The sequence below is a fragment of the Ensifer sp. R-19 genome, assembly GCF_049905105.1.
Lineage (GTDB): Bacteria > Pseudomonadota > Alphaproteobacteria > Rhizobiales > Rhizobiaceae > Ensifer.
This window is the reverse complement of sequence record NZ_CP184570.1, coordinates 1,327,620-1,343,627: the sequence shown is the minus strand read 5'-3', so window position 1 is coordinate 1,343,627 and position 16,008 is coordinate 1,327,620. Positions and strand designations below refer to the sequence as shown.

The following is a 16,008-nucleotide window of genomic DNA, read 5'->3' as shown; positions in this document are numbered from 1 at the left end:
CGGCAGAGTTTGCTCTCAAGGATTGCACCATGTCCCTGGAAATCAGGCAGGAATACAGCGTCGATCTACGGTTGTCATCTCAGGATAGTACAACGTTTGGCGGTGAGCCGCTATCGTCTTCCGGACGCTCGGTTTCTGGGCCGGTCGTCAGAGATCGGTCGCAAGCCAAGGTATCGATCCTGGGTCACGTCCTGAAGCTCGGCCTCCGGGTGAGCCTGAAACGCGCCGTCGTCTTTTCGATGCGATTTGTGCGCCACCCCTTGCTTACGGCGCGCTGGATCGCCTTTCTCGGCGAGTTCGGCGAACGCTATCGTCTGGGGCTGCCGCACGACGATCTCGTGCGCAAGTCGATCCCGACCTTCTTCCTGCACGGTGCATCCTCGCCAGAGCGGCTCGAATTGATGCTCAATCATTTCGACGTTGCAAGCGAAGTCCTCTCGCGCCGCTCGCTGATGGCGCTCTGGCGCGGTGGCACGCTGGAGATGGGAACGGTCTCCGGTCGCAGCGAAAACTATCGCATTCAGCTGCAATTGGCGGATCATTGCGGTGCCCGCCACGAAGGCGCCTTCGCAATCCGGCTTCGTCGTCAGAGTGACGAATACACGCTTTGCACGGTCGGTTTCGTCTTCGTCCGCTGTAACGACGATACATACAGCCTTGCGATGGGCGGCATGCAGGGGCCGAAGGGCGAAGACGCGAAACGAGCGCTGATAACGGCAACACGCGATCTTGGCGGTCTGCGCCCCAAGGATGCGGCACTGCTCGTCCTCCAGGGGCTGGTGGCGGAAGGCCACACGGCCTCAATCCATGCGGTTTCGAACGAAAGGCATGTGATCAATCGCCGTCGCCGCAAGCGACGGAAGATGATGATGGCTGATCTCGATGCCTATTGGTGCGATCGTGGTGGGGTGCCGTCCGAGCCCTTCGGTTTCCGTCTTCCCGTTGCCGACGGCAAGGCTGCGCCCGAGGGCAACCGACGCGACCAGAGCAAGCGGGCGTTTCGCGACATCGGCGCCTGGTTCTATTGAACCGGGCGCATTTCGCCCGCGACCCTCGGCTTTTCTTTAGCGGTTGACACAACGTACGGTGGCGCAAGTCGAATCACGGCTGGAGATTGGCCTATGTCGACCGTTGCCTCTGGGAAGAAAAAACCGCTTTTCACCGGAGGCTGCCTCTGCGGAGCGATCCGTTTCGAGGCCAAAGGAGCGCCCCGCAAGCCGCACACGTGTTCATGCATGACGTGCCAGCGCCATTCGGACGCGCTGACGTTGGCGTGGGTCGAATTCGACAAGGACGTGATTGCGTGGACCGGTCCGGGCGGTACCCCTTCGGTCTACCGCTCGTCCGACTATTCCAGCCGCGCCTTCTGCCCGGCCTGTGGCAGCAGCATTGGGGCGATCGACGATGCACCGGTCGTTGCCTTACTACTCGGCATCTTCGACAAGACGAATTCCGCCGACTTGATCCCGGCCGTTCACAGCTACCGTTCCGCACGGCCCAAGTGGTGGCACGTGGAGGCCGTGAAGCCCGCGACTTGATGAGAAACGGCCAGGCTGCAAGTCGTTGGCGCGCCGGGTAGGCTGCGCCAATTGTTCTAGACCAACCCCTCGGCGGCGGCGGCGATGGCGATGATCCCAAAGGAAATTAGGACCAGGCCGGAGAGGCGCGACACCCAGGCGACGAAGCTGTCCGGCAGCCGTGTTCGGGCAATCGCCACCCCGCCGCTCAAGAAGAACCACCAGCCGAGCGAGCCTAGGAAGACGCCCACGACGACGATGGCGGCGCTCAACGCATCGCCTGCTTCGGCAAGGCCGAGGCCGGCAAAGATCGCAGCGAAGGAGAGGATTGTCGCCGGGCTGGTCATCGTCAGGAAAAAGGTGGCGATGGTCGTGCGGACCAGATCGCGTCCGCCGACGTCGGCCGCGGCCGTCACCGGTTTCGGCCGCAATCCGCTCCAGCCGAGCCAGATCATGAACAGTCCGCCGGCGAGGCCGAGCGGTGTTGCGATCATGGAAAGCACCGCCGCAAAGGCGGCGAAACCGATCGCGGCAAGCGCTGCATAGGTGGCATCGGCGGCGGCTGTTCCCAGCCCACCGGCGACGCCCGCCCAGAAGCCGCGCTCCAGCGTACGGTTGATGCAGAGCGCTCCGATGGGGCCGAGTGGGGCCGCGACCGCGAGACCGACCAGGAGGCTTTTTCCAAACAACAATGTAGACATGGGCATAGGGCTCCGGCCGCGGCATGGCTCAATCCATCCAGATCAAGGATGGAACATGTGCGGCAGTTCAAAAATGTTTCAGCAGTCTTTACGCGTCCGTTCAGGCGCGCGATGCAGTCGTTGCCAGGCTTTCCCGCACGGTCGACAGCGCGATCACCGTTTCGCTTCGCGCCAGGAACCGCTGGCGCTTCAGTTCGGCAAGGAACGGCTCAAGATCGCCGAGCGACGGCATCCGGACCTTGACGCAATAGGACCAGGCGCCAGTGACGTGATGGCATTCGGCCACGGCCGGATGATCGGCCATGAAGGCGCGGAACGCCGCCTCGTCCGCATCGGGCGCCAGGCCGACCCAGACGAAGGCAAGCACGTCGAGGCCAAGCGCGCGATGGTCGACTTCCAGCGTGAAGTTTCGGATCACGCCATTGGCGACGAGCCGACGAATGCGCTCGTTGACGGCGGAGGGCGAAAGCTCCACCGCAGCGCCGATGTCAGTCAGCGACCGCCTCGCATCTTCAGCGAGAATTTCGATGATTTTTCTGTCAATCGCATCCATTGCCAATTAATACGTGGAATTTAGTGGCCTGTACAGATGATTTTGTTGTTTAGAAGTGCTGATGGCTGAGAAAGCACTGGTCGGGCGGCCTATTCGATGTCCTTTAGTGCATCGAGCGGGCCGGTCAGCGCCGTTCGCGGCTGCACCAGTTCGGGCTGGATGAGGTGGATCCGCGGCTGGGGCCGGGCCTCCTCGATGACGTCGAAGGCTTTGGTGATCATGCCCTCGACGTCCTGGCGGATCATGATGACGGGGAAGGGCAGGAAGGATGCGAAGGGATCGTAATCGTAGCAGCCCACGACGAGGTCGGCGAAGTTCTCGTGCGGATGTCCTGCCATGAAGCGCAGCAGGCCTTCGAAGTTGATCGACGAGTTGACGAAGAGGCCGCGCGGCAGTTTGCCGTGCTTTTCGTAGAAGGCCTCGAAGGCAAGCCTGGCATTGTTCGGCGCATAACCGGTCGGCTGGATGCATTCGTCCGGATCGGCGCCGAGCAGTTCGTTTTTGACGGCGCGGAACCCGCGAATACGCTCTCGGCTGGCATGGTCGTTGCGGCCGCCGAAGAGGTAGAGTTCATGCGGTTCCAGCGGGCCCGTTGCTTGGAAGTGACGGATGATCGCCTCCGTCAGCATCCGTCCGCCCTCGTAGTTGTCGCTGATGACCGAAGGAACCTTGGTGCCGGGCAGGTCGATGTTGATGTGCTTGAGGCCGGCCGCCTCGCAGACCTCGTGCACGCCATCGGGATCCGTGGCGCCACAGATGAAGAGTTCATCGATCGAATAGGAGATCAGCGTCTCCGCGGTCTTGCGCTCCTCCTTCGGATCGCGGCTGGCGCTGACGACGATTGGGCACTGTCCCTTGCTTCTGACATGCGCCTCGAAGGTTTGCGCCATCGACGAGAAATAGCGGTTGTCGTGGATCGGTAAGAGCAGGCCGATCAGGCCCGAGCGCGAGCTGCGCAAACCACGCGCCTGGCGGTTGGCCGTATACTGATGCGTTTCAGCGAGGTTGCGGATCAGTTCCGCCGTGCTTTCCTTGATCCGGCGCTTCTGCCAGGTGCCGTTCAGGACTGCACTTACGGTTGAGGGTGAACTCCCCGACAACACCGACAGGTCGTAGATCGTCGCTTTCTTTTTGCTGCTGCTGGTCATCGTTTTCTCCCTTGATCGTTTTAGTGCCGATTTCCCCTTGACGAAAGATTAAGTCTGCACAATAGTTCTTGCACCATCGATTGTGCAAACAAGAAATATCGATTGTGCAATTTGTTGGTGCCGTCTGAGGAGGCGGCTGTCAGGGAGGCGAGGAAGCACTTCGCCAGTGATGGTTTGAAACTGGAGGCCGGCGCTTAGATGGCGACCGGGCGCGTTCCTTCTTGGGAACGAGTGGAGGAGAGACATGATCAGGAATATTCTCGTCGCCGCCCTGGCGACATCGATGGCGCTTGCCAGCTCTGCGGCTGCCTTTGCTCAAGATGCCGGCAAGGTCGGCGTCGTAGTCAAGATCGGTGGTATCCCCTGGTTCAACGCCATGGAAGCGGGCATCAAGGAGCGCGGCCAGAAGCTCGGCATCGACGCCTTCATGGTCGGCCCGACCAGCGCCGACCCGGCGCTGCAGGTGCGCGCCATCGAAGACCTCATTGCACAAGGCGTGAAGGTGATCGGCGTGGTGCCGAACGATGCCAAGGTGCTCGAGCCGGTGCTCACTAAGGCCAAGGAAAAAGGCATCATCGTCATCACCCATGAATCGCCGAGCCAGAAGGGTGCCGACTGGGACTTCGAACTGGCATCCTCGACCGGCTTTGGTGAGGCGCATGGCAAGCTGCTTGCCGAGAAGATGGGCGGCAAGGGCGAATATGCCGTCTTCGTCGGCTCGCTGACCGTGCCGTTGCACAATGCCTGGGCCGATGCGGCGATCGCCTACATCAAGAAGAACTATCCGGAGATGACGCTGGTCGGCGACCGCTACGGCGTTGCTGAAGACGTCGATAAGAGCCGGTCGACCGCACTCGACCTGATCTCCGCCCATCCAAACCTGAAAGGCTTCCTCGCCTTCGGCAGCCAGGGTCCGATCGGCGCTGGCCGCGCCGTCGAAGAACGCCGCAAGGTCGGCGAGATCTTCGTGCTCGGTCCCTTCTCACCCGGCCAGGGCCAGAAGCTGGTGAAGTCCGACGCGATTTCAGGCGGCTTCATGTGGAATCCGAAGCAGGCGGGCGAAGTTTTCGTCACCCTTGCCGACAAGTTGATGAAGGGCGAGGAGGTCAAGGACGGCGACGAGATCGAAGGTCTCGGCAAGGTCAAGCCCGACTTCGAGAACCGCAATATCATCGTCGACCAACTGGTGCCGATCAACAAGGAGACGGTCGCGGATCTCGCGGCCATGGGCCTCTGAGGTCCAAAGTTTAAGGGTTCTCCCGGCTGCTGGGCCGGCTCCGGCCGGCCTGGCAAGTCCCTTCAACGGTACAGGAGCGGGCTGAGGAAACGTGTTTGCGGTTTTCCGCCCGCATCCCGCTCCAACTTAACGTGATTTACGGGCACAGACACATGCACCAGCTTGCGACCGCGGGAGGAGGCGAAAGGCCGCTTTTGTCCCTGCGCGACATCAACATGACTTTCGGTGGCGTCCGAGCGCTCAAGAATGTGAGCTTCGACGTGCGCCCGGGCGAAGTTCATTGCCTTGCCGGCGAAAACGGCTGCGGCAAGAGCACGCTGATCAAGATCATCACCGGCGTCTATCGCCCCGCCGATGGCGCTTCGATCGAGTTCGATGGCGAAACCTACTCCCACATGTCGCCGGTGACGGCGCAGGACCGCGGCATCCAGGTGATCTGGCAGGATCTGGCGCTCTTCCCGGAGATGAGCGTTGCCGAGAATATCGCCTTCCAGACGGTGCTCGGTCGCTGGCCGAAGCTTGTCGACTACGGCCGCATGCGCCAGATCGCGAAGGATGCGCTCGCCCGCCTCGGCGTGACGCTCGACGTCGATCTGCCACTCAAGGAATACGCAATCGCCCAGCGCCAGATCGTGGCGATCGCCCGGGCTCTCGTCGGCGAAGCGAAGCTCGTCTTCATGGACGAGCCGACCGCATCGCTGACCCAATCGGAAACCGATCACCTGCTCGATATCGTTCGCGGTCTTTCCGCCTCCGGCGTCGCCGTCGTCTTCGTCAGCCATCGGCTTGCCGAAGTGCTGGAGATCTCAAGCCGGATTACGGTGCTGCGCGATGGCGCACTGGTCGGCGTCTACCCCGCCGCCAGCATGACCCAATCGCGCATCACCGAGCTGATGACCGGCAAGACCTTCGACCAGCAGGTGCGTGCGAAGTCGCGCGATGGGCAGCCGGCCGTGCTCGATGTGAAGGGACTGTCGCGCCCTGGCCAGTTCGAAGATATCTCGCTGACCGTGCGCCGTGGCGAGACACTCGGGATTACCGGGCTGCTTGGTTCCGGGCGCACGGAACTGGCGCTGACGCTCTTCGGTATGCTGAAGCCTGCATCGGGTTCGATTTCGATCGAGGGCAAGCCGATCCGCTTCTCCTCGAACCGCGACGCGATCGAGGCGGGCGTCGCCTATCTCTCGGAGGACCGGCTCTCGCTCGGTCTCATTCAGCCGCAGCCGATCGCCGACAATCTCGTCATCAGCTCGCTCGATAAGGTCCTCTCCGGCGGCCTGCTCTCGGAAGAGCGCAAGCGCAGCCTTGTCGGCCGCTGGATCGCCGATCTCGGCGTCAAGATCGGCCTCCAGCAGGATGCGATCTCGACCCTTTCGGGTGGCAACCAGCAGCGTGTGGCAATCGCCAAGTGGCTGGCAACCGATCCGAAGCTTTTGATCCTCGACGCTCCGACCGTCGGCGTCGACGTTGGCGCGCGCGCCGGCATCTTCGACATCGTCGCCCGATTGGCTGAGAGCGGGCTCGCGATCATCCTGATCTCCGACGAGGTGCCTGAGGTCTATTTCAACGCCGACCGCGTTCTGCACATGGCGCAGGGCCGCATCGTCGGCAGCTATGATCCGCGCACATCTTCGCTCGGTGATATCGAAGGAGCTGTCTATGCCTAGCTTCGTCCGTACCCATGCGACCGAAGTGTCCTTACTGGGCGTCATCATCGCGATCTGCGCCGTTCTATCGGTCACGACGGCCAACTTCTTCTCGCTCGGCAACGCCTTCGACCTGCTCAACATCAGCTCGGTCAACATCATCTTCGCCGTCGGGCTGCTCGTGGTGCTGATTGCCGGCGGCATCGATATTTCCTTCGCCGTCGCAGCGTCCGTGGTGCAGTACGGTACGGCGATCGCGCTCGGCTGGATCGGTGGCGGCGGCTGGGTCTCGGGGCTGTTGATCGCCGGGTCGATCGGCGTCCTGCTTGGTGCCGTCAACGCCTTCCTGATCCACCGCTTCCGGGTGATCTCGATCGTGGCGACGATCTCCACCTTCAACATCTATTTCGGCCTGTTGATGTTCTTCACCAAAGGCGTGTCGATCTATGACCTGCCGGACTGGCTGACGGACCGCGTCGTCCTGTTCGAACGCGAGATGCCTGATGGAACCTGGATCGAGATCACCCTGCCGGTGCTGGTGATGGCGATCTGCGTCATTGCCACCTGGGTACTGATCACCCGCACCACCACCGGCCGCCAACTCTACGCCTTCGGCGACAATCCAGAAGGCGCCCGCCGCTTCGGCATCAACATCGGCGCCATGCAGTTCATCGCCTTCGGTTGGCTTGGCCTGATGGCCGGCATCGGCGGCCTCATCCAGGCTCACTACGCGCAGGAGGTGGTACCGAATGCACTCTATGGTCGCGAACTCGATGTGCTCGCGGCAGTCGTCCTTGGAGGCGCTCGCCTTGGCGGCGGCAAGGGCTCGGTACTCGGCTGCGTGCTCGGCGTGCTCCTGATCTCGATCACGCAGAACGGCCTCAACCTGATGGGCGTCTCGCCTTTCGCCTTCAAGATGATCATCGGCGCCATCATCCTGGTCGCGATCACGCTCTCCAACACCAGCATCGAACGGCTGTTGCCCTTCCTCACCCAGAAGGGGACCGGACGATGAGCGCGGTTGTCGATCGCATAAAGAACCTGCTTGGGCCGGAAATGGCGGGACCAGGACTGGCTTTCCTCGCCGTCATGCTGGTCTTCGGCATTGCCTCGCCGCAGTTCCTCAGTGCCGCCACCTTCGGCTCAGTCGCCTTCCAGCTTCCCGAACTTGGGCTTCTGACGCTCGCCATGCTGCTGCCGATCCTGACTGGCGGCCTCAATCTTGCGATCACGTTTACCGCCAACATCGCCGGGCTGACGCTCGCCTGGGTCCTGCAAGCGAATGGCGGGGTGGATGCGGGTCTCGGCGCCTTCCTGCTCGGTTCGGTTCTGGCGATCCTCGTCGGGGCAGTGAGCGGCGTCGTCATGGGGTTGGTGATCGCCTTTACGCGCGCTCACCCGATCCTTGTTTCGCTGTCGATGATGATCTTCCTGCGCGGCCTCGGCGAGTTCCTGACGCGCGGCGGCGATGTCTCCGGCTTTCCAGCCTTCCTCGGCCCGCTTGGCCATGGCTCGTTCCTCGGGCTGCCGATCCCGCTCATCGCCTTCATCGTCTGCGTGCTCGCCTGGCACGTGCTGCTTTCCCGCACCAAGCTCGGATTCAACACCTACATGATCGGTTCCAACCTCGAGGCGACACGCTATTCCGGCATCAACACGCGCAAGGTGATCGTGCTCGTCTATGCGCTCTCGGGCGCCATGTGTGCGATCGCCGGCATCATCATGCTGGCGCGCTTCAACTCCGTGCGTATCGGCCACGGCGAAAGCTACCTGCTGATCACCGTGCTTGCCTGCTTCCTCGGTGGCGTCAATCCGTTCGGCGGCTTTGGCCGGGTCATTCCCGTCTTCGTCGCGCTGGTTGTGCTCCAGCTTCTTTCCTCCGGCCTCAACCTCATCGGTGCCAACCAGCATCTGGCGACCGCCGTCTGGGGGCTGCTGCTTGCCGGCGTCATGGTGCTGCGCTTCGTGGCCACCAAGTTCAAGATTTCATTTGTCAGAAAGGAAACGTGACCATGCAGGGTTTTGGCGTCCATACGAGCATGTGGACCATGAATTGGGATCGTCCCGGTGCCGAGCGCGCCGTCGCCGCGGCGGTGAAATACGGCGTCGATTTCATCGAGATCCCGATGCTCAATCCGCCGGTGGTCGACACCGCCCACACCAAGGCACTCTTGGTGAAGAACAAGCTGCGCGCCGTCTGCTCGCTTGGTCTGCCCGAGCACGCCTGGGCATCCGTCCGCCCCGATGCGGCGATCGAGCACCTGAAGGTGGCGATCGACAAGACGGCCGATCTTGGCGGCGAGGCGCTGTCAGGCGTCATCTATGGCGGCATCGGCGAGCGTACCGGCGTGCCGCCGACTGAGGCCGAATACGACAACATCGCTCGCGTACTGACGGTAGCCGCCAAGCATGCGAAGACGCGCGGCATCGAGCTCGGCGTCGAGGCGGTCAACCGGTACGAGAACCACCTGATCAACACCGGCTGGCAGGCAGTCGACATGATCAAGCGGGTCGGCGCCGATAACGTCTTCGTCCACCTCGACACCTATCACATGAACATCGAGGAGAAGGGCATCGGCACCGGCATTCTCGATGCGCGCGATTTTATCAAATACATCCATCTCTCCGAGAGCGATCGCGGCACGCCCGGCTACGGCAATTGCGCCTGGGACGAGATCTTCGCGACGCTTGCCGCCATCGGCTTCAAGGGCGGCCTCGCGATGGAGAGCTTCATCAACATGCCGCCGGAGGTGGCCTATGGCCTCGCCGTCTGGCGTCCTGTCGCAAAGGACGAGGAAGAGGTCATGGGCAACGGCCTGCCGTTCCTGCGCAACAAGGCCAAACAATACGGTTTGATCTAAAGCGCCTCCGCGTGCGTTTGGGTTAGGACGGGAGGGTCGCAGCATGTCAGTCGCGGCAGACGAGGAAGCCGGTGCGGTGGCCGTGCTCGATGTCGGCAAGACCAATGTGAAGCTGAACGCGGTCACGGTCGATGGCGTCGTCCTGGAAACGCTGAGTGTGGCCAACCCGGTGCTGCCCGGTCCGCCCTGGCGACATCACGATCTCGCAAGCCTCTCCGAATGGATCTTCTCTAACCTTGAAGCGCTTGCCAGCCGTCATCCGCTGCAAACCTTCGTCGCCGCCGGTCATGGCTCTGGCGGCGTCCTCGTCGGCGATGACCCCGATGCGACGGCTGGTGCCGCCCTGCCGATGATCGATTACGAGCAGCCCTTGCCGGAGGCGATCCGGCAAGGCTACGCGCCGCTTGCCGGTTCCTTCTTCGACCGCGGCAGCGCGATGATGCACAGCGCCACCCATCAGGCGCGCCAGCTCTTTTGGATGCAGGAGCACGCGCCGGGTGCTGTCGATGCTGCGTGCTGGTATCTGGGCCTGCCGCAGTATTGGGCGTGGCGCCTGTCGGGCGTTGCGGTATCCGAGGCGAGCTTCCTCGGCGCACAGTCGCATCTCTGGAACGTTGCCGAACGCCGCTTTGCGCCCATTGTTACCACTCGCAGCTGGCAGCGGTTGATGCCGGATTTCGCCGACGCCTGGCAGGTCCTCGGCCCTGTGCGTCCGGAGCTTGCCCGCCGCCACGGGCTGCGGGACGGACTGCGGGTGCTGGCGGGCGGCCACGACAGCAGTCTCAATCACTATCGTTATCACGCGGCCGGCTTGACCGATTTCATCGTCGTTTCGACCGGGACCTGGATCGTCGGCTTTTGCGGCCGCACGGCCCTCGACCGGCTCGACGAGCACCGCGGCATGACGCTGAACAGCGACGTCTTCGGCAAACCGCTCGGCGGCGTGCTCACCATGGGCGGGCGCGAGTTTTCGCACGTGGCGGGCAGCGCACCTCCAGCGGCCCCGGTGCCCGACGATGTCGTGCTCGGCCTGATTGCCAGACGTACCATGGCGCTGCCGTCCTTCGGCGACGACGACGGTCTCTTTCCGGGAAGCGCCGGCCGCGGCCGCATCAACGGGCCACCGCCGGAGACGCCGGTCGAGCGCAAGGCGCTGGCGCTGCTTTACTGTTCCCTGCTGACCACGGAATGCGTCGAGGCGTTGGGGCCGGGGCCGCTGGTCGTGCTCGACGGAAGCTTCCTGCGCGATCCCCTCTATGCCCGCCTCGTTGCGGCGCTCATGCCAAACCGGCGGGTGCGCTTCAATCTCGATGCCTACGGCGTGGCCTCCGGCGCCGCACTGCTTGCAACCGAAGGCCAGCGCCAGCGTCCGGCTCCGCTCTCGCTCGCCGATCCGGGCGACGTTTCGCATCTTTCGCCAGCTGTCGCCGTCTATGCGTCGCAATGGCGGGCCCGGGCGCGCACCGGGCACAACAACAGTTTCACTCGCGACTTCGAAAGGACATATCGATGACCAAGACAGACACGCTGTCGTTCCGCCGCGAGATGGTGGACATCTGCCGGCGGATGAATTCGAGCGGCATCAACCAGGGCACTGCGGGCAACATTTCGCTGCGCACCGATACCGGTTTCCTGATCACGCCCTCGTCGCTGCCCTATGAGACGATGCAGCCCGAAGATCTTGTCGAGATGGATTTCGACGGCACCTATGTTGGCCTTCGTCCTTCGTCGGAATGGCGCTTCCACCGTGATATCCTGAGGGAACGCACGGATATCAACGTCGTGCTGCATTGCCATTCGGTCTATGCGACGACGCTTGCCTGCCATCACAAGACCATTCCCAGTTTCCACTACATGACCGGCATTGCCGGTGGCACGACGATCCGCTGTGCCGAATATGCGACCTTCGGCACCCAGGCGCTCTCCGACAACGCGCTGGTGGCGCTCAAGGACCGCGTTGCCTGCCTGCTTGGCCAGCACGGCCAGATCTCACTCGGCAAAACGCTCGAATCCGCCCTGTGGCTGGCCATCGAGATCGAGACTCTATCGCGCATGTATGTCCAGGCGTTGACGCTCGGCGAGCCGCCGGTCCTTCCCGATGACGAGATGGAGCGGGTCATCGCCCAGATGCGTCGCATGAGCTACGGCCAGGCACCGGATGGCGAGGGCGTCAACGACGTCGCCCGCCCCCGTGCTGCAGTTTGAGACATCGTCTGAGACTTGCATGAGCCGCCTTGTTCACCCGGTGCCGCGACGGTATCAGGGAGAGCGAGCGCGGCAGATGCAAGGAGCAAGGCCATGTCGAACGATCACGCGTCCGAGGCTGTTGTCCGCCTGGCATTTCCCGGTTCCATCGTGGTGATGGGTGTATCCGGTACCGGCAAGACCTCGGTCGGTGAGGCTATCGCAGCTGCCTGCGGTTACCGCTTCGTCGAGGGTGATGCGCTGCATCCGGAGGAAAACATCCGCAAGATGTCGGCGGGTATTCCGCTCGCCGATGCGGACCGCTGGCCGTGGCTGAAGGAGATCGGCCGACAGCTCGCGTCGAGTGATGCGCCGGTAGTCGTCTCCTGCTCGGCGCTGAAGCGCAGTTATCGCGATCTGCTGCGCGAGAGCGCCGGCAGGTCCATTGCTTTTGTCTATCTCCACGGCGATCGCGATGTTCTTGTCGGGCGGATGCAGCGCCGAACGGGACATTTCATGCCCGCCTCTCTGCTCGACACGCAGCTCGCGACGCTAGAAGACCCTGTCGGCGAGCCTTTGACCGTAACCGTGGACATCGAGCCTCCGACGCAGGCCGTGATCAATGAGGTGCTCGCTCAGCTTGTGGGACTTGCGAATTGGGGGGGCACCTGAGCGTGGTACGATCCAAAACGGACGTGGCGCGCGAGCGCCCGGTGACCGCCTCACGCACAGGATGCAATCGGTGGGCGCCTCCGGATTTTCATATCGTGCTTGGCTTCGCCCCTCTTTGGAAGGAAATTAGCGGAACGCGGTGCTATCGTCCGACCATGTCGCGGCGTTGATATCATTGCATTCGCCGCGATCCGCGTAGAGGATGGAGCGTTATCGTACGGCCGCTGTGGGAGGAGACCGCGCGGCAGGCACGATGGGAGGATAAACATGTTTCAGGGCGGATTGAGCTTCGCACTTGGCGAGGACATCGACGCATTGCGCGAGAGCGTGCGGCGCTTCGCAATGGACCGCATCGCGCCATTGGCGGATGAAACCGATCGCAACAACGCGTTTCCGATGCAGCTCTGGCGCGAGATGGGCGAACTCGGCCTGCTCGGCATCACCGCTGGCGAGGAGCATGGCGGTGCCGGCATGGGCTATCTCGCCCATTGTGTGGCGATGGAGGAGATCAGCCGCGCGTCGGCCTCGGTCGGCCTCAGCTACGGCGCCCACTCCAATCTTTGCGTCAACCAGATCAACCGCAACGGCAATGACGACCAGAAGGCGCGTTACCTGCCGAAGCTGATCTCCGGCGAATTTGTCGGCGCGCTTGCGATGTCGGAGCCCGGCGCCGGCTCGGACGTCGTCTCGATGACGCTGAGGGCCGACAAGTGCGGTGACCGCTATGTGCTCAACGGCAACAAGATGTGGATCACCAATGGCCCCGACGCCGACGTGCTCGTCGTCTATGCCAAGACCGATCCGGCGGCCGGTCCGCGCGGCATCACCGCATTCCTGGTCGAAAAAGGCTATGCCGGATTTTCCACCGGCCAGAAGCTCGACAAGCTCGGCATGCGCGGTTCCAACACCTGCGAGCTGATCTTTAAAGACTGCGAGGTGCCCGAGGAAAACGTGCTCGGCACCATCGGCGGCGGCGTCCGGGTTTTGATGTCCGGGCTCGACTACGAGCGCGTGGTGCTGTCGGCCGGTCCCCTCGGTATCATGGCCGCTTGCCTTGATGTCGTCGTCCCCTATCTGCATGAGCGCAAGCAGTTCGGCCAGGCGATCGGCGAATTCCAGCTGATGCAGGGCAAGCTCGCGGACATGTATGTGACGGCAAATGCGGCACGCGCCTATGTCTATGCGGTGGCAGCCGCCTGCGATCGTGGCGAGACGACGCGCAAGGATGCGGCGGGTTGCATCCTCTACGCGGCCGAGAAGGCGACGGCGCTCGCGCTCGAGGCGATCCAGGCGCTGGGCGGCAACGGTTATACCAACGACTACCCGGCGGGTCGTCTGCTGCGCGACGCCAAGCTCTACGAGATCGGTGCAGGCACCAGCGAGATCCGCCGCATGCTGATCGGCCGGGAACTGTTCACCGAGACGAGCTAGAGCGGGATGAGACGAAAGCGGCCGAACTCGATCCTATGAGGACCTCATGACCGTTCTGAAATCTCACATCTCACCGTCCTCCGAAACGTTCAGGGCCAATCAGGCGGCCATGGCCGAGGCGATCGTGACGGTCGAGGAGGCTGTGAAGCTTGCGGCCGGCGGCGGCGGCGAAACCGCGCGCGAGCGCCATGTCAGTCGAGGCAAGCTTCTGCCGCGCGACCGGGTGGCCAATCTCATCGATCCCGCAACGCCGTTCCTCGAAGTCGGCATGACGGCCGCGCACGGCATGTACAATGGCGATGCGCCGGCGGCCGGACTGATCACCGGCATCGGCCGGGTGTCGGGCCGCGAATGCATGATCGTCTGCAACGATCCGACGGTCAAAGGCGGTACCTACTATCCGCTGACGGTGAAGAAGCACCTGCGCGCGCAGGAGATCGCCGCGGAAAACCATCTGCCTTGCATCTATCTCGTTGACTCCGGCGGCGCCAATCTGCCGAACCAGGACGAGGTTTTCCCGGACAGGGATCACTTCGGCCGGATCTTCTACAACCAGGCCAACATGTCGGCTGCCGGCATTCCACAGATCGCTGTGGTGATGGGATCGTGCACAGCCGGCGGCGCCTACGTGCCGGCGATGTCCGACGAAACGATCATCGTCGAGGGCCAGGGTACGATCTTTCTCGCCGGCCCGCCGCTCGTCAGGGCGGCGACCGGCGAGGTGGTCTCGGCGGAGGATCTCGGCGGCGCCGATGTGCATACCCGCCTTTCCGGCGTGGCCGATCACTTGGCGCGTGACGACGCCCACGCGCTGGCGCTGGCGCGTCGGGCTGTCGCCGCGCTCAACCGGCACAAGCCGCTGTCGGTCGAACTCACGGCATCTGAACCGCCGCTCTACGATCCGCACGAAATTGCCGGCATCGTGCCTTCCGATCTGCGCACGCCCTACGATATCCGCGAGGTCATCGCCCGCGTCGTCGACGGCTCCCGTTTCGACGAGTTCAAGGCGCGCTACGGTACGACGCTCGTCTGCGGCTTCGCCCATGTCCATGGCATTCCGGTCGGCATCATCGCCAACAACGGCGTGCTGTTCTCCGAATCCGCACTGAAGGGCGCGCATTTCGTCGAGCTCTGTGCCCAGCGCAAAATTCCGCTCGTGTTCCTGCAGAACATCACCGGCTTCATGGTCGGGCGGAAGTACGAGACGGAAGGCATAGCCAAGCACGGCGCCAAGCTGGTGACGGCGGTGGCGACGGCGCGGGTACCGAAGGTGACCATGCTCGTCGGCGGCTCCTTCGGCGCGGGCAATTACGGCATGTGCGGCCGCGCCTTTTCGCCGCGCTTCCTCTGGACTTGGCCGAACAGCCGTATCTCTGTCATGGGCGGCGAACAGGCGGCCGGTGTGTTGACGACGGTGCGCAGCGAGGCGCTGAAGCGGGCGGGCACGCCCTGGAGCGAAGAGGAGGAGGCGCGTTTCCGCCAGCCGATCCTCGATCTCTTCGAGCGCCAGAGCCATCCGCTCTATGCCTCGGCAAGACTTTGGGACGACGGTGTCGTCGATCCGCGCAAGACGCGCGATGTGCTGGGCCTGTCGCTTTCGGCAGCGCTCAACGCGCCGATCGAAGACACGCGCTTCGGCCTCTTCAGGATGTAGGGATGAGCTGATGAAGCGCGAGAACATCAACGCCAAGAATGCACCTCAACCGCGCGGCGGCTATTCGCAGGCCGTGCGCCTTGAAGATTTCGAGCGCCTGCTCTTTGTCAGCGGCCAGGTGCCGCTGACGGCCGAAGACGCATTGCCGGAGGGTTTCGAGGCGCAGGCGCGCCAGGTCTGGGCGAACATTGACGCCCAGCTGACGGCGGCGGGTATGACGAAGTCCGACATCGTCAAGGTGACGGTCCTGCTTGCCGACCGCCAGTACACCATGGCCAACCGTGCTGCCCGCCAGGAATATCTGGGCGCGCTCGCACCCGCCATGACCGTGGCGATCGCCGGCATTTTCGATGCCGGCTGGTTGCTCGAAATCGATGTGATCGCTGCGCGATAGGGGCCGAGGA

Annotated in this window: 16 protein-coding genes; 13 read left to right on the top strand and 3 right to left on the bottom strand. The window is 63.2% G+C overall.

Annotated features, from left to right (window positions below; all coding sequences use genetic code 11):
• Positions 1-29: 29 nt before the first annotated feature.
• Positions 30-1,028, top strand: a complete 999-nt coding sequence (locus ACN9MO_RS25470) for a DUF535 family protein (RefSeq protein ID WP_082616268.1) — start codon at positions 30-32, stop codon at positions 1,026-1,028.
• Between the two features lie 93 nt (positions 1,029-1,121).
• The gene (locus ACN9MO_RS25465) at positions 1,122-1,538 is read left to right on the top strand and encodes a GFA family protein (protein WP_113132968.1); all 417 of its coding nucleotides are present in this window, start codon (positions 1,122-1,124) and stop codon (positions 1,536-1,538) included.
• Positions 1,539-1,594: 56 nt separating this feature from the next.
• Here the strand turns inward: ACN9MO_RS25465 and ACN9MO_RS25460 are convergent, their stop codons facing one another.
• The 3 genes from ACN9MO_RS25460 to ACN9MO_RS25450 form a co-directional block, all read right to left on the bottom strand.
• Positions 1,595-2,218, bottom strand: coding sequence for a LysE family translocator (locus tag ACN9MO_RS25460; protein WP_057255508.1), 624 nt, complete (start codon positions 2,216-2,218; stop codon positions 1,595-1,597).
• A 100-nt stretch (positions 2,219-2,318) separates the two neighbouring features.
• Positions 2,319-2,771 carry an Lrp/AsnC family transcriptional regulator gene (locus ACN9MO_RS25455; RefSeq protein ID WP_113132967.1) on the bottom strand — a complete coding sequence of 151 codons (453 nt, stop codon included), beginning with the start codon at positions 2,769-2,771 and terminating at the stop codon, positions 2,319-2,321.
• An 89-nt stretch (positions 2,772-2,860) separates the two neighbouring features.
• Positions 2,861-3,919, bottom strand: coding sequence for a LacI family DNA-binding transcriptional regulator (locus tag ACN9MO_RS25450; RefSeq protein ID WP_113132966.1), 1,059 nt, complete (start codon positions 3,917-3,919; stop codon positions 2,861-2,863).
• A 244-nt stretch (positions 3,920-4,163) separates the two neighbouring features.
• Between ACN9MO_RS25450 and ACN9MO_RS25445 the strand changes: the two genes are divergently transcribed.
• The 11 genes from ACN9MO_RS25445 to ACN9MO_RS25395 all read left to right on the top strand — a co-directional run bounded on the left by ACN9MO_RS25445 (position 4,164) and on the right by ACN9MO_RS25395 (position 15,998).
• Positions 4,164-5,156, top strand: a complete 993-nt coding sequence (locus tag ACN9MO_RS25445) for an autoinducer 2 ABC transporter substrate-binding protein (RefSeq protein WP_113132965.1) — start codon at positions 4,164-4,166, stop codon at positions 5,154-5,156.
• A gap of 152 nt (positions 5,157-5,308) precedes the next feature.
• Positions 5,309-6,823, top strand: coding sequence for a sugar ABC transporter ATP-binding protein (locus ACN9MO_RS25440; protein ID WP_057255511.1), 1,515 nt, complete (start codon positions 5,309-5,311; stop codon positions 6,821-6,823).
• Positions 6,816-7,817, top strand: coding sequence for an ABC transporter permease (locus ACN9MO_RS25435; protein WP_057255512.1), 1,002 nt, complete (start codon positions 6,816-6,818; stop codon positions 7,815-7,817). Before ACN9MO_RS25440 ends, ACN9MO_RS25435 begins: the two co-directional genes overlap by 8 nt.
• Positions 7,814-8,812 (top strand): ABC transporter permease, encoded by a 999-nt coding sequence (locus ACN9MO_RS25430; RefSeq protein ID WP_057255513.1) that lies wholly within the window; start codon positions 7,814-7,816, stop codon positions 8,810-8,812. Before ACN9MO_RS25435 ends, ACN9MO_RS25430 begins: the two co-directional genes overlap by 4 nt.
• A gap of 2 nt (positions 8,813-8,814) precedes the next feature.
• Positions 8,815-9,663, top strand: coding sequence for a sugar phosphate isomerase/epimerase family protein (locus tag ACN9MO_RS25425; RefSeq protein WP_057255514.1), 849 nt, complete (start codon positions 8,815-8,817; stop codon positions 9,661-9,663).
• Positions 9,664-9,706: 43 nt separating this feature from the next.
• Positions 9,707-11,176, top strand: a complete 1,470-nt coding sequence (locus ACN9MO_RS25420; RefSeq protein ID WP_113132964.1) for an FGGY family carbohydrate kinase — start codon at positions 9,707-9,709, stop codon at positions 11,174-11,176.
• The gene (locus tag ACN9MO_RS25415; protein ID WP_057255516.1) at positions 11,173-11,868 is read left to right on the top strand and encodes a class II aldolase/adducin family protein; all 696 of its coding nucleotides are present in this window, start codon (positions 11,173-11,175) and stop codon (positions 11,866-11,868) included. Before ACN9MO_RS25420 ends, ACN9MO_RS25415 begins: the two co-directional genes overlap by 4 nt.
• A gap of 93 nt (positions 11,869-11,961) precedes the next feature.
• Entirely contained in the window at positions 11,962-12,519 is a 558-nt protein-coding gene (locus tag ACN9MO_RS25410; RefSeq protein ID WP_057255517.1) for a gluconokinase, read from the top strand.
• Between the two features lie 267 nt (positions 12,520-12,786).
• Entirely contained in the window at positions 12,787-13,950 is a 1,164-nt protein-coding gene (locus ACN9MO_RS25405; protein WP_113132963.1) for an isovaleryl-CoA dehydrogenase, read from the top strand.
• A gap of 46 nt (positions 13,951-13,996) precedes the next feature.
• A complete protein-coding gene (locus ACN9MO_RS25400) occupies positions 13,997-15,604 on the top strand; it encodes a carboxyl transferase domain-containing protein (RefSeq protein WP_057255519.1) in 1,608 nt (535 codons plus the stop codon).
• Positions 15,605-15,614: 10 nt separating this feature from the next.
• Positions 15,615-15,998 (top strand): RidA family protein, encoded by a 384-nt coding sequence (locus ACN9MO_RS25395; RefSeq protein ID WP_057255520.1) that lies wholly within the window; start codon positions 15,615-15,617, stop codon positions 15,996-15,998.
• Positions 15,999-16,008 lie beyond the last annotated feature (10 nt).